The 23,745-nt window shown below is 75.8% G+C and carries 14 protein-coding genes and 1 pseudogene; 7 read left to right on the forward strand and 8 right to left on the reverse strand.

Annotated features, from left to right (window positions below):
- The first annotated feature begins 480 nt into the window (after positions 1-480).
- The 3 genes and pseudogenes from AC02VZ_RS00125 (at position 481) to AC02VZ_RS00135 (ending at position 5,388) form a co-directional block, all read left to right on the forward strand.
- Positions 481-2,475 (forward strand): YfjP family GTPase, encoded by a 1,995-nt coding sequence (locus tag AC02VZ_RS00125; RefSeq protein ID WP_476474524.1) that lies wholly within the window; start codon positions 481-483, stop codon positions 2,473-2,475.
- Positions 2,476-2,883: 408 nt separating this feature from the next.
- Positions 2,884-3,330, forward strand: a pseudogene (locus AC02VZ_RS00130) (single-stranded DNA-binding protein); the annotation flags it as partial.
- A 642-nt stretch (positions 3,331-3,972) separates the two neighbouring features.
- The gene (locus tag AC02VZ_RS00135) at positions 3,973-5,388 is read left to right on the forward strand and encodes a Cys-Gln thioester bond-forming surface protein (RefSeq protein ID WP_476474171.1); all 1,416 of its coding nucleotides are present in this window, start codon (positions 3,973-3,975) and stop codon (positions 5,386-5,388) included.
- A gap of 105 nt (positions 5,389-5,493) precedes the next feature.
- Here AC02VZ_RS00135 and AC02VZ_RS00140 read toward each other — a convergent pair whose 3' ends face one another.
- On the reverse strand, positions 5,494-6,012 hold the full coding sequence (locus AC02VZ_RS00140) for an HAD domain-containing protein (RefSeq protein WP_476474172.1): 519 nt from the start codon (positions 6,010-6,012) through the stop codon (positions 5,494-5,496).
- 371 nt (positions 6,013-6,383) lie between these two features.
- Between AC02VZ_RS00140 and ettA the strand changes: the two genes are divergently transcribed.
- The 3 genes from ettA to AC02VZ_RS00155 are packed head-to-tail and all read left to right on the forward strand — an operon-like array spanning position 6,384 to position 9,325.
- Positions 6,384-8,048, forward strand: a complete 1,665-nt coding sequence (gene ettA, locus AC02VZ_RS00145) for an energy-dependent translational throttle protein EttA (RefSeq protein ID WP_476474173.1) — start codon at positions 6,384-6,386, stop codon at positions 8,046-8,048.
- A 6-nt stretch (positions 8,049-8,054) separates the two neighbouring features.
- Positions 8,055-8,468, forward strand: a complete 414-nt coding sequence (locus AC02VZ_RS00150) for an acyl-CoA thioesterase (protein WP_164350470.1) — start codon at positions 8,055-8,057, stop codon at positions 8,466-8,468.
- On the forward strand, positions 8,465-9,325 hold the full coding sequence (locus AC02VZ_RS00155) for a DUF8010 domain-containing protein (RefSeq protein ID WP_476474174.1): 861 nt from the start codon (positions 8,465-8,467) through the stop codon (positions 9,323-9,325). Before AC02VZ_RS00150 ends, AC02VZ_RS00155 begins: the two co-directional genes overlap by 4 nt.
- A 129-nt stretch (positions 9,326-9,454) precedes the next feature.
- On the opposite strand, the gene AC02VZ_RS00160 is transcribed toward AC02VZ_RS00155, so the two are convergent.
- The 4 genes from AC02VZ_RS00160 to AC02VZ_RS00175 form a co-directional block, all read right to left on the reverse strand.
- Positions 9,455-10,417: an ABC transporter ATP-binding protein gene (locus AC02VZ_RS00160; RefSeq protein WP_432055430.1), complete on the reverse strand. Its 963-nt coding sequence runs from the start codon at positions 10,415-10,417 to the stop codon at positions 9,455-9,457.
- Positions 10,418-10,553: 136 nt separating this feature from the next.
- Positions 10,554-13,460, reverse strand: a complete 2,907-nt coding sequence (locus tag AC02VZ_RS00165) for an FtsX-like permease family protein (protein WP_476474525.1) — start codon at positions 13,458-13,460, stop codon at positions 10,554-10,556.
- 1 nt (position 13,461) lies between these two features.
- Positions 13,462-16,842: an FtsX-like permease family protein gene (locus AC02VZ_RS00170; protein ID WP_476474175.1), complete on the reverse strand. Its 3,381-nt coding sequence runs from the start codon at positions 16,840-16,842 to the stop codon at positions 13,462-13,464.
- Between the two features lie 372 nt (positions 16,843-17,214).
- Positions 17,215-17,628: a globin gene (locus AC02VZ_RS00175; protein ID WP_362089842.1), complete on the reverse strand. Its 414-nt coding sequence runs from the start codon at positions 17,626-17,628 to the stop codon at positions 17,215-17,217.
- A gap of 126 nt (positions 17,629-17,754) precedes the next feature.
- Here AC02VZ_RS00175 and AC02VZ_RS00180 point away from each other — a divergent pair, with 126 nt between their 5' ends.
- Positions 17,755-18,777, forward strand: coding sequence for a methyltransferase domain-containing protein (locus tag AC02VZ_RS00180; protein ID WP_476474176.1), 1,023 nt, complete (start codon positions 17,755-17,757; stop codon positions 18,775-18,777).
- 252 nt (positions 18,778-19,029) lie between these two features.
- On the opposite strand, the gene AC02VZ_RS00185 is transcribed toward AC02VZ_RS00180, so the two are convergent.
- From AC02VZ_RS00185 to AC02VZ_RS00195, 3 genes are all read right to left on the reverse strand, one after another.
- A complete protein-coding gene (locus AC02VZ_RS00185; protein ID WP_476474177.1) occupies positions 19,030-20,427 on the reverse strand; it encodes an FHA domain-containing protein in 1,398 nt (465 codons plus the stop codon).
- 81 nt (positions 20,428-20,508) lie between these two features.
- Positions 20,509-21,876: a vWA domain-containing protein gene (locus AC02VZ_RS00190; RefSeq protein ID WP_476474178.1), complete on the reverse strand. Its 1,368-nt coding sequence runs from the start codon at positions 21,874-21,876 to the stop codon at positions 20,509-20,511.
- Positions 21,877-22,084: 208 nt separating this feature from the next.
- A complete protein-coding gene (locus AC02VZ_RS00195) occupies positions 22,085-23,452 on the reverse strand; it encodes a PP2C family protein-serine/threonine phosphatase (RefSeq protein ID WP_476474179.1) in 1,368 nt (455 codons plus the stop codon).
- Between the last annotated feature and the right edge of the window lie 293 nt (positions 23,453-23,745).

Here is a 23,745-nt window from a genome sequence, read left to right on the forward strand (position 1 = left end):
GTGACCGCCGTCACTGACCAGGACCACACCGAGCACCCGAAGCACCCCGGGCAGGCCGAACAGCCCCAGGACCCCGGGCGGCCTCAGGACCGCGGGCAGTCCCGGAGCCCGGGGCACTCCCGGACCCCCGAGAACTCCGGGAACCGGGAGGAGGCCGGGAACCGGGAGGAGGCCGGGCGTTCCGAGCAGGCTGAGCCTTCTCGTTCTGCGGAGCGTCCCGACGACCAGGGCCGGCCCCGGGCCACCGGCCGGTCGGAAGACTCCGACGGTTCCCACGGCTCCCACGGTTCCCACGGCTCCGAGGACTTCGCGGACCTGGACGCCTCCCACCGTTCCGGGGACTCCGACGGCTCCCGGGGCGCGGAGGACCTCGATGGTTCCGGAGTTCCTGGTGATTCCGGCGGTACCGAGGACCCGGAGGGTGCCGAGGGCGACGGCGGCGACGCCGACGGTTCCCGGTTCGCCGAGCGGGCCGGACGGCTGGCCCGCTTCGGTCGGTTCGGCCGGTCCGGACCGGACGGGCGGCGTGACCGCCAGGACGGCCGCAGCAGCCGTGACGCCGACCGTGACGGAAACCGTGACACCGGTCGCGACGACGGTGGCCGTGACGACCGTGGCGCCCGGGGCGGCCGTGACGGGCGTGGCGGCGAGGACGGCGGCGGGCGCAGGGAAGCGAGGAAGACCCCGGCGGTGCCGGCTGCCGCGGGCGACAATCCCGGGCGGGCCGACGACACCGGGGAGCGCAACTCCGCCCAGGGGCCCTGGGACGACGGGCTCATCGCGCGGCGGGTGAACGGGGCGACCCCCGCGACCGACCAGCATGCTCCCGCACCGGCGGGGGCGGAGACGCGGGCACCCGCGCCGCAGACCGTCACGCCCCTGACGTACGACCCGTCCCTCAGGTCACGGCTGGAGGCGCTGCGCGAACTGGTGGGGCTGTCCCGCACCCGGCTCGACAGCGGGACCCTGGCCGAGGCGGGCCGGGTGCTGGAGGAGGCCACCGCCCGTCACCGTCTCTCCGGGCAGCACACCGTCGTCGCGATCGCCGGGGCGACCGGCAGCGGCAAGTCGCAGCTGTTCAACGCCCTGGCCGGAGTGCCCATCTCGGAGACCGGCGTACGGCGTCCGACCACGTCCGCGCCCATCGCGTGCAGTTGGAGCGACGGCGCGGCCGGGCTCATCGAACGCCTCGGCATCCCGCCCCGGCTGCGTCGCCGCCCGTCCCAGACCATGGCCGACGCGCACGACCAGCTGCGCGGGCTGGTCCTGGTGGACCTTCCCGACCACGACTCCGCCGCCGTCCAGCACCGTGAACAGGTGGACCGGGTGCTGACGTTGGTCGATGCCGTCATCTGGGTCGTCGACCCGGAGAAGTACGCCGACGCCATGCTGCACGAGCGGTACCTGCGGCCGATGGCGGCCCACGCGGAGGTCATGTTCGTCGTCCTCAACCAGATCGACCGGCTGCCCGGCGACGCCGCCGAGCAGGTCCTGGACGATCTGCGGCGGCTGCTCGACGAGGACGGCGTCGCCCTGGGGGAGTACGACGAACCCGGCACGACGGTCCTGGCCCTCTCCGCGCTCACCGGGGACGGCGTGGACGAACTGCGCGAGGCGCTGGGCCAGTTCGTGTCCGAACGCGGAGCGGCCGGCCGCCGGATCGGCGCCGACGTGGACGTCGCGGCGGCCAGGCTGTGGCCCGTGTACGCCACGCGCCGGCGCTGCGGGCTGAGCGAGGAGGCGCGGGACGAGTTCTCCGCCCGGCTCGCGGACGCCGTCGGCGCCACCGCGGCGGGCGAGGCGGCCGAACGCGCGTGGCTGCGCAACGCCAACCGTGCGTGCGGCACACCCTGGCTGCGGCTGTGGCGCTGGTACAACGACCGGGGCGAGCCGCCCACGGGACGCCATGCGCTGCGCGCGCAGCAGCCCGACGAGGAGGCCACGGCCCGCCAGCGCGTGGAGCAGGCGGTCCGGACGGTGGCCGAGCGCGCCTCCGCCGGTCTGCCGACGCCGTGGGCTCAAGCGGTGCGCGAGGCCGCGGTGCGGGGGGCCCAGGGGCTGCCGGAGGCGCTGGACGAGCTGACGGCGCGTGCGGGACTCCCCCCGGGTAAGCCTCCGCGGCCCGGGTGGTGGCCGGCGGCCGTCCTGGCGCAGGCGTCGATGACGATCCTGCAGTTCCTGGGCGGACTGTGGCTGCTGGGCCAGATCATCGGGTTCATGTCACCCAACCTGGGCGTGCCGGTGCTGCTGATGCTGATCGGCATCATCGGCGGCCCGCTCATCGAGTGGAGCTGCCGCATGGCGGCCCGCGGTCCGGCCCGGCGCTACGGACAGGACGCGGAGAGACGGCTGCGGGAGGCGGCCGCCGGGTGCGGCCGGGCGCGGGTGCTCGATCCGGTGGCGGCGGAACTGCTGCGGTACCTGGAGGTACGGGAACAGTACGTACGGGTCGTGGGGACTGCCTCGGCCCGGTGAGGAGGCGAGTCCTCGCCCGTCCTGGCGGCGGACACCGGCCGCCACCGCCTCTGGTGGCCCGGTGGCCTGCTGGTCGGTGGTCCGGCGGCCCGGTCGCCGGGGCTGTCCGGCCGCCCGGCTTCACTCACCCGGTTCACCCACACGGGTGGCCGGGTTTTCCACAGCTCCAGAGGTGTCCACAGCCCCCAGCGGGCTCTTCCCGTCCACGGCAGTCTGGCTCTCGCGATGACCACGGCACGACGCACGACGCACGCGTAACGCGTAACGCGTAACGCGTAACGCGTAACGCATGACGCATGACGCATGACGCGTGAGGCGCGGTCGTCGCACCGGACAGAGCCGTACGGGAGGGGCCCGTACGCGTATCCGCCCGGGCCGCGAACGGCTCCGGGCCGGGGAGGAGACGCGATGAACGAGACGATGATCTGCGCGGTGGGCAACGTGGCGACGTCGCCGGTGTACCGGGACCTGGCGTCGGGGCCGTCGGCGCGGTTCCGGCTGGCGGTGACCTCGCGGTACTGGGACCGGGAGAAGGGCATGTGGACGGACGGGCACACCAACTTCTTCACGGTGTGGGCCAGGCGCCAGCTCGCCGCCAATGCCGCCGCGTCCCTCTCGGTGGGTGACCCGGTGGTCGTCCAGGGCCGGTTGAAGGTGCGCACGGAACAACGGGACGGACAGCAGAGCCGTGTCTCCGCCGACCTCGACGCCGTGACGATCGGGCACGACCTCGCGCGGGGGACCTCCGCGTTCCGGCGCTCGGGCCGTCCGGAACAGCCGGCGGCCACCACCACGGCCGACGAGCGCCCCGAGCCCACCTGGGAGACACCGCCGACGGGCACAGCGGGACCGCCCGCCACGCCCGCCGGAGCCCTCGTGTCACCGTCGGGCCCCCGGGCGACTCCTCCGACGACAGCCCTGGCCGGTCCGGAACCGGTCGCCGGCGCGGCACCTGCGACCGCCCCGACAGCACCCTCGGCACCCTCCGCACTCTCCGCACCCTCCGTACCGCCTTCCGCGCCGGCGGCGTCATCAGCACCGCCCGGACCGATGCCGACCGCCGCCATGGCCAGTAACTGCTGACGGCGCGTCACTCCCGCCCGTCCTCGTCCCTCTCCGGTGGCCCACCGTCGGCTGCGCCCTGGAGCACCGAGGGGCAAGCGTCCCCTGCCCCTGCCACCGCCGCCCGGAACCTGGAACCCGGTGACCCTCCTGCCGGCCTCCCGCCGTCCGCGTGGCTGCCGACGTCGACCGAAGTACGGCCTGTCGGAGGCTGCACACCGAAGGCTCCCGGAGGGATTTGTCGACAATCCCTGCCTTCGGAGGCCCCGGCGATAACGATTGCGGATCGGATCAGTCGTCCGAAGCGATCACCGGCAGGCGCGGTGCGCGGCCTCCTTAGGATGCCGGGCATGGCCACCGGGACTCTCGGGGCCGGTGATTCTGCTGGTGGGACCGTGCCCCCACGTCAACGGGTCCTGCTCGGAAGGGAATTCGGTGTTTGCTTCGTCTTCTGCGTGGTCCGTGCGCGGGCGTGGACGGGTGCGTCTCGCCGCCGGGACGCTGCTGTGCGGACTCGCCGCCACGGGCGTGATGGCGGTCGGCGCGAGCCCGGCCGCCGCCGGTGAGACGGCGCCGCAACAGGGCGGGGCGACGGCGACCATAGGCGGACTGAAGACCTTCGGCGCGGCCGTCATACGCATGGAGGACGGCAGCGACCAGCAGGTGTCGGCGGGCCTGTTCGAGATGTCCGTCGACGGCGGGGGCATGCTCCAGACCTACTGCGTCGATGTCCACACCCCCACGCAGAAGGACGCCAAGTACCACGAGGCCGCGTGGAGCAGCACGTCCCTCGGCGTCAACGACGACGCGGGACGCATCCGTTGGATCCTGCAGAACTCCTACCCCCAGGTGAACGACCTGGCGGCACTCGCGAAGAAGGCGGGCGTGCGCGGCTCGCTCACCGAGGAGGACGCGGCGGCCGGAACCCAGGTCGCCATCTGGCGGTACGCCGACGACGTGACCGTGGAGGCCGTCGACCCGCAGGCCGAGCAGCTCGCCGACTACCTGGAGAAGAACGCGCGGAAGCTGAAGGAGCCCCGGGCCTCGCTGACCCTCGACCCGCCGGTCGTCTCCGGGCGTCCGGGAGAGCTGGTGGGCCCGGTGACCGTCCGCACGGACGCCCGCAGCGTCACGGTCGCGCCGCAGGCGAACGCCGCCCGGGACGAGGTGCGCCTCGTCGACAAGAACGGCGAGCCCGTCACCGACGCCGTCAACGGCAGCCAGATCTTCTTCGAGATTCCCGAGGACGCGACGGCCGGCACGGCGCGTCTCACCGCGCAGGCCGCCACCACCGTTCCGGTCGGCCGGGCCTTCTCCTCCGTGAGCCGCAGCCAGACGCAGATCCTGGCCGGTTCCAGCGAGTCGACGGTGTCCGCGACCGCGAGCGTCACGTGGGCGGAGGAGGGCGCCGTCCCGGCGGTGTCCGCGCGGGAGAACTGCGCCAAGGGCGGAGTGGACGTCACCGCGTCCAACCAGGGGGACGAACCCTTCACCTTCGAACTGGTGGGCCAGAAGCACACGGTCGCCCCGGGGGCGTCCCGCACGGTGACCGTCGCGCTCAGCGAGGACGCTCCCTACGACTTCACCGTCCAGGGGCCCGACGGCTTCCAGCAGCGGTTCACCGGCATGCTCGACTGCCTGACCCGGTCCGCCGAGACCGGCACCGCCGCCCGCACCTACAGCGCGCCGAGCCCCACCCCGCTGGGCGGCACCCCCGCCGACACCAACCTCGCCGCGACGGGCTCCTCCGACGCCACCCCGTGGATCGCCGGCACCGCCATCGGCCTGGTCGTCCTCGGCGGCGCCGGACTCCTCATCGCCCGCCGTCGGGAGAACCCCTCCGACAACTGACCGGGAAAGCGGCCGGTTTCCCGGAGGACGGACCGACAGGCACGCGCCGTGCCGCCCGCCGTCCCGCCCGCCGTCCCGCCACGACGGGATGCGGCGAGAGGGGCGTCACGTGCCCAGGTCCGCGAGCCACGCGGCGAGCGCGGCGAAGTCCGCGTCGGCGAGTCCCACGGCCGGGTCGACCCGGTGCAGCAGGGACCGTCCGGCGTGGGCGGCGGCGACCCAGACGCGGTCCGTGTGACCGATCTCGTCGTCGACCCAGATGAAGGGCCGGCCGTCGGCCCACTCGACGAGCGGGCGGGTCTTCCAGTGCAGGCCCCGCGGAGTCGTCACCCCCTCGGCGTCCGGCCACGCCACCACGGGCAGCTCGGGCAGACCGATGCGCGGGGCGATGACGGTGTTGGCCTCGTCGTTCCAGGTCGTCGCCCACACGATGCGGCACCCGAGCGCCAGAAGGCGTGCACCGATCACGGGGTCGAGGCGGCCGAGCAACGGGTTGCCCCGTCCTGCGGGCGCCGGGGGAGCGGGAACCGCAGCGATGCCCGGTCCACCCGTGGGCGTCCCGAACGGGAGCAGGGGGCCGTCGACGTCGAGGAAGAGGAGAGGGCGCTCCGCTGCGCTGGTCACGGTCGCACGGTAACGCGGTCCCGGCGTGCGCCGGACCCGCTCCCGGGCGTCGCGGCAGTGTAACGGGGCCGGAAAGGCGGCCCTGGGCGGGGCGTCGCGGGCCCGGTCGGCGTGAGTCGCCGCGACGTGGGGCGAGGGCGGCCACCCGCCCGGGCCCGGGGCGGATTCCCGGGGGCACCCCTGGCGGGCCGGGCGGTGGAGGGGCCGCAGGGCCTCGACGGCGACCGACAGTGACGGGTCACGTACGGGAGCCTCGGACGAAACCCCAGGTCAGGGCGTCCGCGCCGAACGCGTTTCCTCCCGGGGGTGGCGGTGCGGCAAGATGGGGTGTATCTGCCCACTGCCTGTTTCAAGCTGCCGGACGGTTTCTCTTGGCTGAGTTCATTTACACCATGCGCAAGGCGCGTAAGGCGCACGGCGACAAGGTGATCCTCGACGACGTCACCCTGAGCTTCCTGCCGGGAGCGAAGATCGGAGTCGTCGGCCCGAACGGTGCCGGTAAGTCGACCGTTCTGAAGATCATGGCCGGGCTGGAGCAGCCGTCGAACGGTGACGCCTTCCTCACGCCCGGTTACACGGTCGGCATCCTCCTGCAGGAGCCGCCGCTGAACGAGGAGAAGACCGTCCTGGAGAACGTCCAGGAGGGTGTCGCCGAGGTCAAGGGCAAGCTGGACCGGTTCAACGAGATCGCCGAGCAGATGGCGACCGAGTACACCGACGAGCTCATGGACGAGATGGGCAAGCTGCAGGAGCAGCTCGACCACGCCAACGCCTGGGACCTCGACGCGCAGCTGGAGCAGGCCATGGACGCGCTGGGCTGCCCGCCCGGCGACTGGCCCGTGGCCAACCTCTCCGGTGGTGAGAAGCGCCGCGTCGCGCTCTGCAAGCTGCTGCTGGAGGCGCCGGACCTGCTGCTCCTCGACGAGCCCACCAACCACCTGGACGCCGAGTCCGTGAACTGGCTGGAGCAGCACCTCGCCAAGTACGAGGGCACCGTCGTCGCCGTCACCCACGACCGGTACTTCCTGGACAACGTGGCCGGCTGGATCTGCGAGGTCGACCGCGGCCGCCTGCACGGCTACGAGGGCAACTACTCCAAGTACCTGGAGACCAAGGCGGCCCGCCTCAAGGTCGAGGGTGCCAAGGACGCCAAGCGGCAGAAGCGCCTCAAGGACGAGCTGGAGTGGGTGCGGTCGAACGCCAAGGGGCGGCAGGCCAAGTCCAAGGCGCGTCTGGCGCGCTACGAGGAGATGGCCGCCGAGGCCGAGAAGATGCGGAAGCTGGACTTCGAGGAGATCCAGATCCCGCCGGGCCCGCGCCTGGGCAACGTCGTCGTCGAGGTGAAGAACCTCAGCAAGGGCTTCGGCGACAAGCTGCTCATCGACGACCTCAGCTTCACGCTGCCGCGCAACGGCATCGTCGGTGTCATCGGCCCCAACGGCGCCGGCAAGACGACGCTGTTCAAGATGATCCAGGGGCTGGAGGAGCCCGACTCCGGGACCATCAAGGTCGGCGACACGGTCAAGATCTCCTACGTCGACCAGAACCGCGCCAACATCGACCCGAAGAAGACGCTGTGGGCCGTCGTCTCCGACGAGCTGGACTACATCAACGTCGGCCAGGTCGAGATGCCGTCGCGCGCCTACGTGTCGGCGTTCGGGTTCAAGGGGCCCGACCAGCAGAAGCCGGCCGGTGTGCTGTCCGGCGGTGAGCGCAACCGCCTGAACCTGGCGCTCACCCTCAAGCAGGGCGGCAACCTGCTGCTCCTCGACGAGCCGACCAACGACCTGGACGTCGAGACGCTCAGCAGCCTGGAGAACGCCCTGCTGGAGTTCCCCGGCTGCGCCGTGGTCATCTCCCACGACCGGTGGTTCCTGGACCGCGTCGCCACGCACATCCTCGCGTACGAGGGTGAGTCCAAGTGGTTCTGGTTCGAGGGCAACTTCGAGTCCTACGAGAAGAACAAGATCGAGCGGCTCGGCCCGGACGCCTCGCGTCCGCACCGCGCCACCTACAAGAAGCTGACCCGGGGCTGATCGGTCTTGCGGCACATCTACCGCTGCCCGCTGCGCTGGGCGGACATGGACGCGTACGGCCACGTCAACAACGTGGTCTTCCTCCGCTACCTGGAGGAGGCCCGTATCGACTTCCTGTTCCGCCCGGAGAAGGACTTCCAGCAGGGGTCCGTGGTGGCGCGCCACGAGATCGACTACAAGCGCCAGCTCGTCCACCGGCACACGCCGGTCGACATCGAGCTGTGGGTCACCGAGATAAGGGCGGCGTCCTTCACCCTCACCTACGAGGTGAAGGACGACGACCTGGTCTACGTCCGCGCGTCGACGGTCATCGTGCCGTTCGACTTCGCGGCGCAGCGCCCGCGCCGCCTCACCGAGGAGGAGCGGGAGTTCCTGCGGGAGTACACCGACGACGCCGAGGAGGAGGCCGTCGCCGCATGACGGTCCTCCACCTGGCCGACGAGAGGGAGGCCGCGGACCTCGCGGCCTTCCTCTCCCGGCTGCTCCACTACGACCGTGCGGCGGCGGTGCGGCTCCAGGCGGCCGGCACCGCCCTCGCCGTCTTCGGACGGCCGCCGTCCTTCGAGGTGCTGGCGATCCGCGCGGTGCGGCTGGCCAAGCCCTACGAGAACGGGCTCGACGTCACGCTCGACGTGACCGTGTCCGCCGGTGAGCTGCTGGAGGCGCTGGACGAGACGGCCGCCACGGCGCACGTCCCCGCGGCTGTGACCGGTCCGCCCTGGGCCGGGGTGCTGCCACCCCGCCGGGGCTGGCGGGCGGCCGAACCGGGCCTGCCCGGACCCGACGCCCTGCGCGCGCTGGTGTCCGCGGCCGTCACGGAATTCCGCACCCGGACGGGGCAGTTGGCGCCCGAGGCGCGGACCCGCGCCGAACTCGACACGATCGGGCGGGACATCTGGTCCCGTACCGTCGGCGACACCCGCCTCCCGGTACGTGCCGTGCACGCCGCCCAGTCCCTCGGCTTCCTCCGGGCCACCGGGCCGACGGGGTCCGCCACGGCCTCCGGGGTGTCGGAGCACTCGGGGACCTCGCAGTCCGTCGGGCCTTCCCCGGCGGCCCTCGCGTCCGGGTCTGCCGTTCACGCGCAGCCTGAGTCCGCCGGGTCATCGGCGTACGCCCGGCCCGCCGGATCCGCCCGGTCCTCGGAGCCCCGGGGGTCCTCGGGGGAGGTCGTTCTCCTCGCCTCGGGTGCCTGGCTGCGGCTGCGGACCCCGTACGGGTCGATCGCCGTCCGCGGTGAAGGGCTCGGGGCGGGGCTGGGGCTCAGCGTGCGCTGAGCGGGCCCCACGCCGGCCGGCCCTGCACCGGAAGGCCCTGCACTGGCCGGCCCCGCGCCGACCGGCCCCGGCACGATCCGGATCCGGCACGATGCGCATCCGGCACGAGGCGGATCCGGTGGCCGCTGCTCAGTCCCGTTCGCTGTCGTCCGGGCGGACGGCGATGTGGTCGGGTTCCAGTTCCAGGGCCACCCGGTCCCGCATGCCCAGGGCCTGGGTGTACTCGGCGGGGAGCTGGAGGCGGCCCGCGCGGTCGAGCATGGCGTACTCGCGGGCCACCAGGGTCTCGTGACCGGTGGCCTCGTCGACCTCGCTGCGGCGCAGCACCTCGGTGGAGGTGCGGCCGTCCCTGATGGCGACCGTCCGGCGGACCTCGCTCGCGACCGCCTGGTCGTGGGTGACGATGACGATGGTCGTGCCGAGACGTTCGTTCGCGGTGCGGAACGCGGCGAAGATCTGTTCCGCGGTGTGGGAGTCGAGTTCGCCGGTGGGCTCGTCGGCGAGCAGGACCGACGGCTCGTTGGCCAGGGCCACCGCGATGGCGACGCGCTGCTGCTGGCCGCCGGACATCTCGTGCGGGCGGCGGTCACGGCAGTCGGCGACCTCCAGCAACTCCATGAGGTCCAGGGCGCGTTCGGTGCCCACCCGGCGTGCCACCCGGCCCCGCCCGCCGCGCAGGCGCATGGGCAGCGCGACGTTCTGGACGGCCGTGAGGTACGGCAGGAGGTTGCGCGAGGTCTGCTGCCAGACGAAGCCGACGACCTCGCGGCGGTAGGCGAGGCGGTCCCTCGCGGTCATCGTGAGCAGGTCCCGGCCGGCGACCCGGGCCGCGCCGGCGGTCGGGGTGTCCAGTCCGGCGAGGATGTTCATCAGCGTGGACTTGCCGCTGCCCGAGGCGCCCACCAGGGCCATCAACTCGCCCTCCCGTACGAGCAGGTCGAGTCCCTGGAGCGCCTGGACCTCCACACCGTCGGCGGTGAAGACCCGGACCAGCCGGTCGCAGGTGATCAGCGCGTCGTGCCCGAAGGCCGGGCGGTCGCGGTCGGCGGAGACGCGGCGGGCGAGGTCGGCGAGCGTGGGCTGGGTCGTCATCGGCGGTCTCCTGGAGGGGAGCCGGCCGGTCGCGGCCGGGGTGCGGTCCGTGGCGGACGGGGTGCGGTCCACGGGGGACGGGGTGCGGGGTGAGCGGGGCGACCGTCGTGGGCCCGCCTCGCGCGTGCGGTGCCGGTCATCTCGCGTCTCCTGCCCTCAGTTCGCGTACCGCGCTCCGGCGGCCCGTCCACCAAGCCTGGACGACGGCGACCCCGACGGTCAGGGCGACCACCACCAGGGCCGGGACCAGCAGCGACACCGGGTCGGTGCGCAGGGCGGCGCGGCCGGGGGAGGAGACGGTGTCGGGGACGGCCATCGTCGTCAGGTCGAGGCCGGGGGAGAGCAGGACGACGCTGGCCCACGCCGTGAGGGTGCCGCCGACCGCCGCGAGCAGGGCCTGCGGGAGGGACTCCAGGACGAGCAGGCGGCGGCCCTGGGCGCGGGTGAGGCCCATGGTGCGCAGCCGGGCCAGGAGGGCGGCGCGTTCGGGGGCGGCGCGCACCAGGGTGAGCAGCAGGGCCAGGACGGCGTACCCGGCTCCCGCGGTCACGGCGGCCGTGTAGACGCGCTCGGCGCCGGACTGGAGCGGGGAGTCGACGTGACGGGCGCGTTCCTCGGCGCGGACCAGGACCGGTGTGCCGTCGCCCACCGTGCGGCGCAGCGCGGCCGGGTCGAAGGCGTCGCCGGTGACGAGCAGCGTGGTGGGCCGGGCGGCACGGGCACTGAGCCCGGCCCGGTCCACGACCAGGAACTGGTCCCCGACGACCGCCGGCGTCCGCTCCCGGACGGCGACGATCCGCAGGGTGACGATGCTCCGGTCCTCCATGCGGACCGGGAAGGGCCGGGTGCCGAACCGCTCGGCGACCTTGGGGGAGGCCACGGCGGGCAGCGGATCGGCGGCCGTCGCCGCCGAGGCGTCCGCCCGTGCCGAGGCGTCGGCCGGCGTAGGGGACCCGGCGCCGCCGCCACCGTCGGCGCCCCCGGCACCGCTCCCGGAGGCGCTTCCGCCCCCGGCGTCGCCCCCGGTCCCGCCCCCCGGGGTGGTGCCCGCCCCGGACGGTTCGCCGCCCGTCTCCAGCACCCGCGCGTCGAACGCGCCGATGTCCGTCCGCCGGGTGTGCGCGGCGTAGGGGCCGGGGTCGACGGCGGCCACCGGCACCACGTCCCACCCGTCCTGCGGGCGGGCGTGGTGGGAGACACCGGCGACGGTGACGTCCTCGACGCCCTCCGCGCGCCGCACCCGGTCGGCCAGGTCCGCCGGGAGGACGTGCAGGGACTCCACGCGGGCGTCGGCGCCGACGGTGTGCAGGGCGGTGCGGTCCCGGGCGTCGGCGACGCCGCTGAGGACGGAGCCGCCGAACGCGGCGGTGGTCAGTGCCGTCAGCAGGGCGAGCAGGGGCAGGACGGCCGAGCCGGAGCCACGGCCCGCGCGGGCCAGGGACAGCGGGCCGACGACGCCGCGCAGCCGCCGGGCCGGCCGTGCCAGGGCGCGCAGCGGCAGCGGGTACAGGCGCACCAGGAGCAGCGCGGCGATCACGCCGACCAGCACCGGGGCGAGCGAGACGAGGTGGTCGCCCGAGGCACCGGACCCGTCCGCGGTGCCGCGCGTGCGCAGGGCCACCACGGCGCCCACGGCGAGGACGAGCAGGGTCAGCTCGGCGACCGTGCGCCGCCGGGACGGGCGGGCCGCGGTGAGGTCCTCCCGCCCGGTGTGGACGCGCACGGCGCGGTGGGCGGCGACGGCCCGCACCGGCAGGGCCAGGCAGCCGAGCAGCGCGACGGCACCGGCGGCGGCGACCGCGTACGGCAGCCGGGCCCCGGGGACGGCGAGGCAGGCCGCGGTCAGGCCCAGGGCCGCCGCGGGCAGCGCCACCACCGAGGTCTCGGCCAGCAGCCGGCCGCCGAGGCCGGCCAGCGAACCGCCGCGGGCCCGCAGCAGGGCCAGTTCGGCCCGCCGCCGGTCGGCGGCCAGCCCGCCCGCCATCATGAGGACCACGGTGGCGACGGCGGCGGTGCCGAACGCGGCGACCGCGACGAGCGGGCCGATGGCCGCGCGCAGCCGTTCGTGGCGGATGAGCACCTCGTCCAGGTCCGTGCCCGCGGACACGACGGGTGAGGTCTTCTCGCGCACCCGCTGGAGCACCGGGCCGGACTCCGTGGACGCCACCGCGGTCTTCAGCCGGGGCACGTCGTGGGCGTGGAGGGCGTCGACGGACGGGACGAGGTTCCAGTAGCGGTACGGGTCCGTGGCCGTGCCCAGCAGGGCGGGGGCGGCGTCCGGCGGCAGCAGCAGCGCGGCCTTCCAGTACTCCCGCAGGTCCGGGTCGCCGTTGAGGATCGTCAGGGCCGGGGTGCGCGTCAGGGGTTCGACGGACCAGTAGGCGCCCCGGGGGTCGCGGGGCGCGACGATGCCGGTGACCCGCACGGCGAGCGGGGCGCGCTGCTCCCCGGCGAAGCGCAGGACGGAGCCGACCTCGATGTTCAGGCGCCGGGCGGTCTCGGCGCTGACGGCGGCCTCCACCCGGGGGGTCCGGGCGGTGACGTCCCCGGCGGCACGCGGCCACCGCCCGGCCTCCAGCCGGGCGTGCTCGGCGAGCCCGCTCTGGGCGATCAGGTCGAGCCGTGGGGGCAGCCCGTCGGGGCGGGGCAGCCACGGCTCCCGCATCTCCTGCGGCTCGGTGCTGCGCACCCCGGCCGCCGACTGGCCCGGGTCGAGGGGCAGGGTGCGGTCGGCCGCGTCGAGGATCCGGGTCCGGTAGTCCTCCAGCGCGGCTCCGCGCAGGCTCGCCTCCGCCTCCTGCCCGGACGCCTGCGGGTCCGGCGGGGCGGCGAACTGCAGGACGGTGCGTGCGGCGCCCGCCGACGTCACGGCCCGGCGCAGGCCGTCGTCGCCGTAGCGGTCGACCGCCCGGGGCAGCGCGGCGGCCAGGAACGCGGTCACCGCCACCAGCAGCGCCAGCGCCAGTGCGGTGCCGGGCGCGGCCCGCAGGCGGGTGCGCACCCAGGGCGCGGCCGTCCTCGGCCGGGAGGACCGGACGGTCACCTCACTCACCTCCCCGTTCCCGCAGCGACGTCACCGGGTCGGCGCGGCGCAGGGCCAGTACGGCCGTCACCGCCAGCGGGACGGCCGCGACCGCCGCCAGCAGGACGAGCACCCGCCCGGCGGGCAGTTCCACCAGCACCTGCGGCACCGGCCGGGCCGCCTCCGAGGTCAGCATGACCAGCGGGATCACGGCCCGGGCGAGGACCGCGCCGAGCAGGACGCCCACCGCGAGCGCCAGCCCCACCAGCACCCCGTGCTCGGCGATCACCACCCGGGCCAGCCGCCGCCGGGACGTGCCGAGGGCGCGCAGGACCGCGAACTCCGCCGTCCGCTCGCGCAGCGCGCCCGCCGCGCTCACCGCGAAGCCCACCGCGGTGAGCGCCGCCGCGGCCAGGGCCGCCGCGCCGAAGGCCGCCTCGGGTCCGGCGCCGAACGGGTCGTCGCGCAACTGCGCGGCGATCTCGTCGCGCACCACTACCCGGGACGGTTCGACGTCGGGCCGGTCCCGCAGCGCGGCGGCCACCCGGTCGGTGGCGCCGGACGCGGTGCGCAGCCACCACTCGGTGGGCGGCACGCCCTCGCCGTGGCGGGCCTGCAGGACCCGGTTGACCGCCCGCAGGTCCAGCAGCAGCGCCCCGCCGTCGTCCGTGCCGCCGGTGGGCGTGGACGGCAGGTCCCGCACCGAGCGGACCAGGCGCACCGGGACGCTGGAGCCGCCGACGGTGACGTCCACGCGCTGCCCGGGCCGGGCGCCGGTGGAGGCGAGGTAGCGGTCGGTGGCGACGGCGGCGACCTCGGGCACGGCGGGCTGGGGGACCTGCATCCGCACGGTGAGCGGGGTGGGCGCCCCGAAGGAGTCCCGGGGGGTGTGGCCGGTGCCGTAGACGAGGGTCGGCGGCTCGGTGGCGGTGACGCGCGGCCGGGTGGGGCCGGTGCCGGCGTCGGCGGACGGCGCCGGGGTGCCCGCCCGCGCGGTCGCGGTCCAGGTGGTGGGCAGCTCCGCCGGGTGGTCCCGGCCGGCGGTGTCGGTCGTCACCAGCCGGGAGACGGTGAAGCGGTGCTCCTCGGACGTCCCGACGGGCCGGCTGAGGTCGAGCTGCAGCCCGGTGAGCGTCATCGCCCCGGGCGGGGCGACGGCCGCCGCGGCGAGGTCCAGCACGAGCGTGTGGGGGCGGCCGTCGGCGGCGAGAAATCCGAGCGGGAGCTTGTAGGGGGTGCCGTAGGGGTCCACGAGCGTGGCCAGCACGCCGACCGCCGGGGTGCCCGCCCCGTCGTCCGCGGCGTCCCCGTCCCCGCCCGCGGTGCCCGCGACCCGGAGGCGCGCGGTCAGCGACAGCCGGGCGGTGTCCGCCGGTACGGGCACGCCCGCCGTCGGACCCTTCGGCGCCAGGCCGTCCAGCAGGTGGGCGACGGGGCGGTCGGCGAGGTCCGGGCGCAGCAGCAGGGTGCCGGCGGCGGACGCGGTGTCCAGGGCCAGCACGGTCGCCGTCCGGTTGCCGGACAGCGGGACCGACCCGCGGTGGGCGGGGGCGGCGCTCTCGACGCCGGGCACGGCCGCGTACGCCTGGGTGTGGCCCGGTTCGCTGTCCCCGGCGCCCAGCACCCGCACCTCGGCGCCCGCGCGGAAGTCCGCCTGGTCGTTCTGCGAGCGTTCCCACGACGATCCCTGGCCGATCGCCAGCATGCCCAGCGCCACCGCCAGCACCAGCAGCAGGACCGGGCCCGCTCCGCGCATCGGGCGGCGGCTGAGCTGCCAGCCCGCCAGCGCGCCCGGCAGCCCCCGTCCGCGGGCCGCCCGCCGCTCGGCGAGCCGCGCCACCGGCGGCAGCAGCCGCAGGGTCAGCACCGTGCCCGCCAGCAGGGCCAGGGCGGGCGCGGTGACCAGCAGCGGGTCGATCTCCAGGTCGCGGCCGACGGCCCCGGACGGCTGCCGGCTCAGCTGCCAGAACGCGACGGCGGCCACCGCCAGCAGCCCCAGGTCCGCGCCCGCCCGTACCGCGCCGGGCAGTGGCCGGGCCCGGCCGGCCGCGAACGACGAGGTGAGCGCCGGCACCGTCACGGCCAGCGCGCAGCCCAGGGCCACACCCGCCGCCACCAGCCACACCGCGCCCCGGCCCGCCACCTCGCCGACCGAGGTGTCCAGGTGCAGACCGATCCGGGCCAGCGCGCCGCGCCCGGCCAGCAGCCCGGTGAGCGGGCCCGCCAGCAGGGGCGCCACGGCCGCGGCGGGCAGCGCCAGCAGCAGCGCCTCCAGCCCCGCGAGGCGGGCCAGTTGGGCGCGGGACCCGCCGCGGGCCCGCAGCAGTCGGTTCTCGCCCGCGCGTTCGGCGCTGAGCAGCCGGGCCACCAGGAACAGGGTGCAGCAGGCGAGGAGGGCGAGCTGGAGCCCGACGACGAGCAGCGTGCTGCGGGACACCAGCAGGGACCGCTCGATCCGGTCCAGGACGGTGGGCAGGGCGCCGGTCACCTCGGCGGAGCCGCCCAGGGCCGGGTCCTCGCGCAGGGCGGCGGTGCCGTCCCGCACGGCGGTGCGCAGGGCGTCGATCCGGTCGGTGCCGACCGTCGAGAAGTCCGCCGACGCCAGCCAGGCCGTCCCGCCGTCGCTGACCCGCTCGCCGGTGAGGACGGCGGGGTCGGTGAGCAGTGGCCCGTACGTCGTGAAGTCGACCTCGACGGTGCCGCGGCCCCGCAGGTCGTCGAGCTGCCAGTAGGCCGCGGTGGCGTCCACCGGCCGGTACACGCCGGTGACGCGCACGTCGACCGCCGGCCCGCCGAGGCGGTCGGTCAGGCGCAGCCGCGCGCCGGGTTCCAGACCGAGCCGGGCGGCGGCGGTCTCCGGCAGCGCGGCCTCCACCGTGTCGCCGTCCGGCGCGGCGGGCATCCGGCCGCCGGTGATCCGGACCCGGCCGGGGTCCAGTGCCGCGAAGTGCGTGAGGTCCGGCTGCCCGGCGCCCGGTGGGCCGCCGTCGCCCCCCGCGTCCGCCTCCCCGGCCGCCCCGGCCGTGGTCCCGGCGGTGCCCCCGTGCCCGTCGGTCCGGCCGGCGGTGCCGGGCAGCGCGTACGCGCCGGAGCGGGTCAGGGAGCCGAGGGTGACCGGCAGGCCGTCGAAGGCCGCGCGGGCCCGGTCGCGCACGGCGGCCTCGGCGGCGTCACGCTCTCCCGCGGGCACCTCGGCCCGTACGACGAGCGCGGTGTCGGCGGCGTTGCGCGGGTCGCGCAGGGCGTGCCGCAGGGCGGCGTCGCCGATCGCCCCGGAGTAGGCGGTGAGGGTCGCCAGCACCGCGGTGGTCAGCAGGACGGTCAGCAGGGCGGCGGCGAGCAGCGGCCGGTGGGCGCGCGCCCGGGCGAGGACGAACCGTGTGAGCCCCCCGGCACTCCCCACCCGTACCCCCACCCCCCGTGCCACCCCGGGCCGTCCCGTGTCCGCTTGATCCCGGGGGCGATGGTGTCAGAGGCGACGGCCCGGAAGTAAGCGCTCTCGGACCGGGCTTGACCGGATCGTGATCGGAATGCGGTGCGGGGGGACCGGAATGCGCACGTCCGTGGCTGGAAACGTGCGGTGGGGGCGACTCCGCCCTCGCGAGCGGCCGGCGGCTCGCGGTCGGCGGTGACCGGCGGCCCTCGGGCTTCGGCCGGTCACCGCCGCGCGCTCACCGGTCGGCGGCCCTCGGGGGGCACACCTGACGCGTCGGCCGTGCCGGCCGCTCCGGCTGTGCGGATCGTGCCGATCGTGCCGGTGGTGCTGGTGGTGCCGTCAGTCCGGCGAGTTGATCATGGAGGCTGCCGCGTACGTCAGGTAGTCCCACAGGGTGCGCTCGTGCTCCTCGGAGAGGCCGAGCTCGTCGACGGCGTCCCGCATGTGCTTCAGCCACGCGTCGTGCGCCGCCCGGTCGACCTTGAACGGGACGTGCCGCATCCGCAGCCGCGGGTGACCGCGGTTCTCGCTGTACGTCCGGGGCCCGCCCCAGTACTGCATGAGGAACAGCCGCAGCCGGTCCTCGGCCGGGCCCAGATCCTCCTCCGGATACATGGGCCGCAGCAACGGGTCCTCGGCCACCCCCTGGTAGAAACGGTGGACCAGCCGGCGGAAGGTCTCCTCCCCGCCGACCTGCTCGTAGAACGTCTGCTCCTGCAGCGTGCCGCGCCGAATCTCTGTCACGCCGTCCATGCTCTCAGACAGCACGGCATAGGACTTCGGCCCTAGGACTGCCCCGGACCCCGGCCGCTCCCGCCCCGCCCGGCCCGGGGGCGCCGCCGACCGCCCCCGCGGGCCCGCTGCTCGTACCGTGGAGGGATGGGCGGGCACGCGGGGCGGCAGGACGCCGGCGGCCGGGCCGACGGGGACGATCCCGCCGCCACGGCGCGGGCGGCGCTGGTGCGGGAGATCGACGCGAGCGGGGCCTTCGCCGCCGACCCGGTGTGGCGGGAGGTGTTCTCGGCGGTGCCGCGCCACCTGTTCCTGCCGTACTACTACGTCGGCCTCGTCGGCGGTCACGAACGGCGCTGGGGCGAGAGCCCGGACCCCCGGGAGCGCGAACGGTGGCTGCGGGGCGCCTACGAGGACATGCCGCTGGCGATCCGGCTGCGCGACGGGGAACTGCTCTCCTCCAGCAGCCAGCCCTCCCTGATGGCCCTGATGCTCACCGCGCTCGCCGTGCGGGACGGTCAGCGGGTGCTGGAGATCGGCACCGGCAGCGGCTACAACGCCGCCCTCCTCGCCCACCGGCTCGGCGGCCACGACCTGCGCACCCACGACCTCGTCACGACGGTCGACCTCGACCCGGAGATCACCGAGTCGGCCCGCCGCCACCTCGACGCCGCCGGGTACCGTCCGGCCGTCGTCACCGGCGACGGGGCGCGCGGAGTGCCTGCGCGCGCTCCCTACGACCGGATCATCGCCACCTGCGCGCTGCCCGGGGTACCGCTCCCGTGGCTCGGCCAGTGCCGACCGGGGGCCCGGATCCTCGCGCCCTACGCCACCGGGCTGATCCGCCTCACGGTGCGCGACGCGGGCCACGCAGAGGGCCGGTTCCTGCCCACGCCCGCCTACTTCGTGCCCCTGCGCGGCGCGGGCAGCGCCCGGCCGGTGCTGCCCGACACGAGCGGACTGCCGCGCCGGGCCACCCGGCACGAACTGTTCCGGTTCCTGCTGACGCTGACCGCCGGAGCCGTCGACCCCCGGGAGGCGTACGCGCTGTGGGAGCGCGAGGGCGGCCCGGGGCGGGAGCGCTACGGCCTCACCGTCGGCGGGGACGGCACCCGGGCGTGGCTGGACGACCCGGCGGGCCCGCACGTCTGGCCGCTGCCCGCCTGCTGAGGGCCCCGTCGCGGAGGGCGACCCGGGCGCCGGCCCGTACCGCCCCCACGACGCGTTCGTCGGAGCCGCGCAACCTCACCGGACCCGCACGGCTTCGCCGGACCCGCACGGCCTCAAGGGCCCGCACGGCTTCGCCGGACCCGCACGCCTCGGATCCGTACGTCTCACGGGGCCCTACGGCCTCACGGCCCACAGGAGTCTCACCGGTCGACCCGTCGGTCCCCGGGGCCTCCCGTGGTCCCCGCGGACCCGTCAGGCCCGGCGGATCGTGATCGTCGTCCAGGCGCCCACGTGCACCCGGTCGCCGTCCTGGAGCGGGACGGGGACGAAGGGCTGGATGGGCTCCTCGCCGCCGTTGACCGTCGTGCCGTTGGTCGAGTTCTGGTCCACGACCGCCCAGCTGCCGTCCGGCTGCTGCACCAGCACCGCGTGCTGGTGCGAGACGCCCGGGTCCTCCGGGGGCGTCGACAGGTCGATGTCGGGGGTGTCGCCGGTGGAGTGCCGGCGGCGGCCGATGGTGATCTGGTTGCCGGTCAGCGTGCGCTGCTGCTCGGGCGAGTACGCGGGCAGGTTCAGCCCCGCGGCCTCGGGCCCCGAGCGGTGCATCATCGCCATGAAGTACTCGCGGTCCGGGCCGATGGTCGCGATCCACGTCGTCGGACCCTGCGGCTGCTGCGGGTAGCCGGGGCCGGGCGGGGCCTGGGTCGCACCGGGCTGCGGGTAGCCGTAACCACCGCGCCCGCCGGGGCCGTTCGGACCGCCGGGGCCACCGCCGCCGGGGCCGCCGGAGGGCGGGGAGATCACCCAGTCGTCGTCACCGCCGCCGAAGGACGGGCCGCCCTGCTGGGGCCGGCCGGTGTCCTGCGGGTACGCGGGCGGCGCCGGGGGCCCGCCCTGGTAGCCCTGCGGCGCGCCGGGACCACCGTGACCGCCCTGGCCACCGTGACCGCCGGGGCCGCCGTGGCCCCCGGGACCACCGTGACCGCCCTGGCCGTGGCCGCCGTGGCCGCCCGGACCGGGGGGCGGCGGGGCCTGGTGCGCGGGGTCGCCGCCGAAGCCGTGCGGACCCGGCGGGATCGGCTCGGCGGGGCGGTTCACCTGGGAGGGACGCGAGCCCTGGTAGTCGAAGGAGTCGGCACCGCCGTACGACGGGCCGGGCTGCTGCCCGAACGGGCCGCCCTGCCCATGTCCCTGGCCGTGTCCCTGACCCTGCCCGTGTCCCTGGTTCTGGCCGTGCCCCTGGGTCGGCGGGGGCGGTGCGGCCGGGGTGTAGGAGGTGGCCGTGTTGGTGAGGAAGTTCCACCGGCACTCCTCGCAGAAGGGAGCGGCGCCCTCCCGCGGGGTGCGGCACTGGGGGCACAGCTCCGGCCCGCCGCCGCCGTACCCACCGGGGCCACCCGGTCCGCCGGGACCACCGGGTCCGCCGGGTCCGCCGGGTCCGCCGGGACCGCCGGGACCACCGGGTCCGCCGGGACCACCGGGTCCGCTCGGGCCGGGCCGGCCCGCGGGACCGGGGGGCGGGAAGCCGTAGCCGCCGCCGGGCGCGGGCGGCGGGGGAGGCGGTGGGGGTACGGCACCGGCCATGCGGTGACCGCACACCTCGCACCAGTCGTCGGAACCCGACTGGTGTCCGTTCGGGCAGGTCGGCATGTCGGCGCTTCTCCCTCTCCCTGTCCGGCCGGGGCGGCCGGATTTCTCCGACCCCGAGGGGTCAGGCTCGTCTGGCTGTGGTCACTTCTTCACACGGACGGTCTTGGTGGACCGGGTCTCGAGAGTCATCTCGTCGGCCTCCTCGACCTTCGTCTTCAGTCGCACAGTACCGGTCGCGGCATCGACCACGTCCACCACCTTCGCAAGCAGTTTCGCAGTATCGGCGTTGCCCGAGGCACTCGCGAGCTGCACGGCACGGCCCAGTTTGGCCGTCGCTCCGTCGTTGTCTCCCGCTTTGCGCAGATCCAGTCCCTGTCGGATGACCTGTGCCAGTTCGGCCTGTCCCGTGTAGTGGGCGACCTGGGGGTTGATGGCCGTCGAGGCGGCCAGGTCGTCCGTCCACACGGCGCGCACCAGACCCTGCGCGCCGAGGCGCTCGGCGGCGCCCGCGCCGTCGCCGCCGGGGCCCGGCGGTCCGGGAATCACCAGGGACAGACGGGCCGCGAGCATCTCCCGGCCGAGGTCCGCGGGCGGGACCTCGACGCACAGGTGGTAGTCGCGGGACTCGTCGCCCCAGGACCCCAACGGGTAGTCGCCCGCGCGCGGGCCCGCCTCGGTGCGGCGGCCGGTGAGGTCCTCGACGCTCGGCGCGACCTGCTTGACGAATCTCACAGTCGTCCCGGCCGGGGTCCACAGCCGCAGCGCGACGTCGGCGACCTCCTTGCCCATCGCCGTCTCCATCATGCGCGTGAAGTCCTCGGCCAGACCGGCCGGATCGGCGACGATGTCGGCGCTGCCGAGCAGGGCGGAGGCGACCGCTGTGACTTCTTTCACTTCCCAGTCGGTGCCCACCCCGCGGGCGTCACAGGTGAAGCGGCCCGCGCACGCCTCCAGGGCGGCCCGCAGGTCCTCGGGCGACTCGTGCTCGTTGCGCCCGTCGGTGAGCAGGATGCCGTGCCGGATCGCCACGTCCGCCGACGCCAGCAGCCGGTCGGCCAGCCGCAGCCAGGTGCCGATGGCCGTGCCGCCCCCCGCGCTCAGCGCGCGCAGCGCCTGTTTGGCCTGCGCCCGGGTGGTCGCGTCGGCGACGGCGAGCCGCCCGGCGCCCGGGTAGACCTCCTTGGCCACGTGCGTGCCGCCGACCACCGCGAAGTGCACGCCGTCGCGCAGCGCGTCGATCGCGGCGGCCGTGGCGTCGCGCGCGTTGCGCATCTTCGTCGGCGGGTAGTCCATCGAGCCGGAGCAGTCGACCATCAGGACGACGGCCGCCGACGGTCCCTCACCGGGCGCGTAGACGTGCGGGGCGGACACCGCGCTGCCGATGGTCCCGCCGCCGGTCGCGGTCACCGTGACGACGGCGTTGACCTCGGTGCCGCCCTCCGGCAGGTACTCGTTCTGGTACACGTCCAGCGAGAACTGCGGCACGTTCGATTTCGCGAAGTTGGCCATGCCTGCTGCGATCCCCCTCCGATGCCCCGTTGCCCCGATGCCCCTGTGGCGCGGGACGGCGACGGCCCGACGGACCGGTCCCCTCCGGCCGTTGAGGCTTCCCCGCGGGAGGCCGCCGGTACTCCTCCGGTCGCCGCGCCCGTCGCCGCCGCGCCGTCCCTTGCCTCTTCTTCCCGTACTCGCTCCGCCCTCTTCCCGTGCTCGGGCCTCAGGCCGATCCTGCCCCCTGCGGGACGGCCGGGAACGGCACGAGCGCCACTGTTACGTTGTCGTGGCCCCCGCCGTCGAGGGCGTGCCCGACCAGTACCTGGGCCGCGTGCAGCGGGCGGACGGCGGCGTCCGGGGGGACCACCCGCGCCATGTCCTCGGCCGACTCGGCGTAGTTCCACAGTCCGTCCGTGCAGACCACGACCACTCCGGGCCGGTCCGGTTTGAAGGACGCGGTGTGCGGCTCCACCTCGTAGGCGTCGGCGCCCAGCCAGCCGGTGATCGCGTGGGCCCGCTGGTCGGCGTACGCCTCGGCCTCGCCCATCAGACCGGCGGCGACCATCTGCGCGGCCCAGGAGTCGTCCTCGGTGAGCCGGGCCGGGGGCGCGGAGCGGTCCACCGGCACCCAGTAGACGCGGCTGTCGCCGACCCAGCCGACGACCAGCAGACCGTCGGTGACGACCGCGCCGACGAGGGTGCAGGCGGGGGCGTTCTGGTGCGGGCCGCGTTCGTGGCCCGCGGCGGGCTCGTCGGCGAGCGCGTTGACCGCGTCGGCGGCGGCGAGGATCGCCTCGTGCATCGCCTGCTGCGGGTGCGTCCCGCGCGGCAGGGCGGCGAGCAGCACGTCCCCGGCCGTCCGGGACGCGGCGAGGGACGCCTCGTCGGGGCGGGTGGCCGAGGAGACGCCGTCGCAGACGATGGCGACCGACGCCGGCGAGCCGTCGGGCAGCGTGGTGGTGCCGACGGCGAAGGCGTCCTCGTTGCGGTGGTGGCGCAGGCCGCGGTCGCTGACCGCGGCGACCGGGCCGCATTCCTGTTCCATGTGGTCCCGTTCGCGCGGCTGGGCGTGACCGCAGTTCTCGCAGTAGCCGTCGTCGTCCACCCGGCCCGCGCGGCAGGCCACGCAGACCGCGGCTCCGGCGGCCGGGGCGGGCTCCGTCGCCACCCGCGGGTCCGGGGCCTGCAGGGGGTAGTCGTCGGGCGGGCCGGGCCGGTGCGCGTCACCGCCGGGTACGGCGCCGGACGGTGCCTGCGCCGTACCGGACGGCCGCGGCTCACGGGCGGCCGGGGCGTCGTGGGGCGCCCGGGAGTCGCCGCCGTCCCGGGCGGGGTCGCTCCCGCCGGGCGCGCGGCCGGACTGGGCGGTTCCGGCCTCTTCGGGCGGGGTCCCCTCCCAGGCGGCTCCCGCCGCTCCGGGTGCGCCTGTCGCTGCGGGCGTCCCTGCTGCTCCGGGCGTCCCTGCTGTTCCTGGCGTCCCTGGTGCCCCGGACGCCGTCGCTCCGGACATCGTTGTTCCGGGTGTCCGCTCGGGGCCGGCCGCCGGAGCCGTCTCCCAGGACGACGCCTGGGCCCGCCGGTCGAAGCGCACCCCGGACGCCGCCGGGGCAGCCGCCTCCTGGGCGGGGGCGGGGGCGGGGACAGGCGCCGGGGCCGGGGCCTCCGGGCCGGCGTGGGCGGCCTCGGCCGGGTGAGAGGGGTGGGCCGGATGGGGCTGGTGAGCCGGGTGGGCCGGGGGAGTCGCCGCCGGACCGGCCGACGGGGGTGCGACCGGCGGAGCTGGAGCCGGAACCGTGGGTGCCGGTGCCGGTGCCGGCGCCGCCGCCGGTGGGGCGGGCGGTGCCGCGGGCGGTGGGGGCGGCGGGGGCACCGGTGCGGCTCCCG

It is taken from the genome of Streptomyces sp. 3-6, from assembly GCF_056323165.1.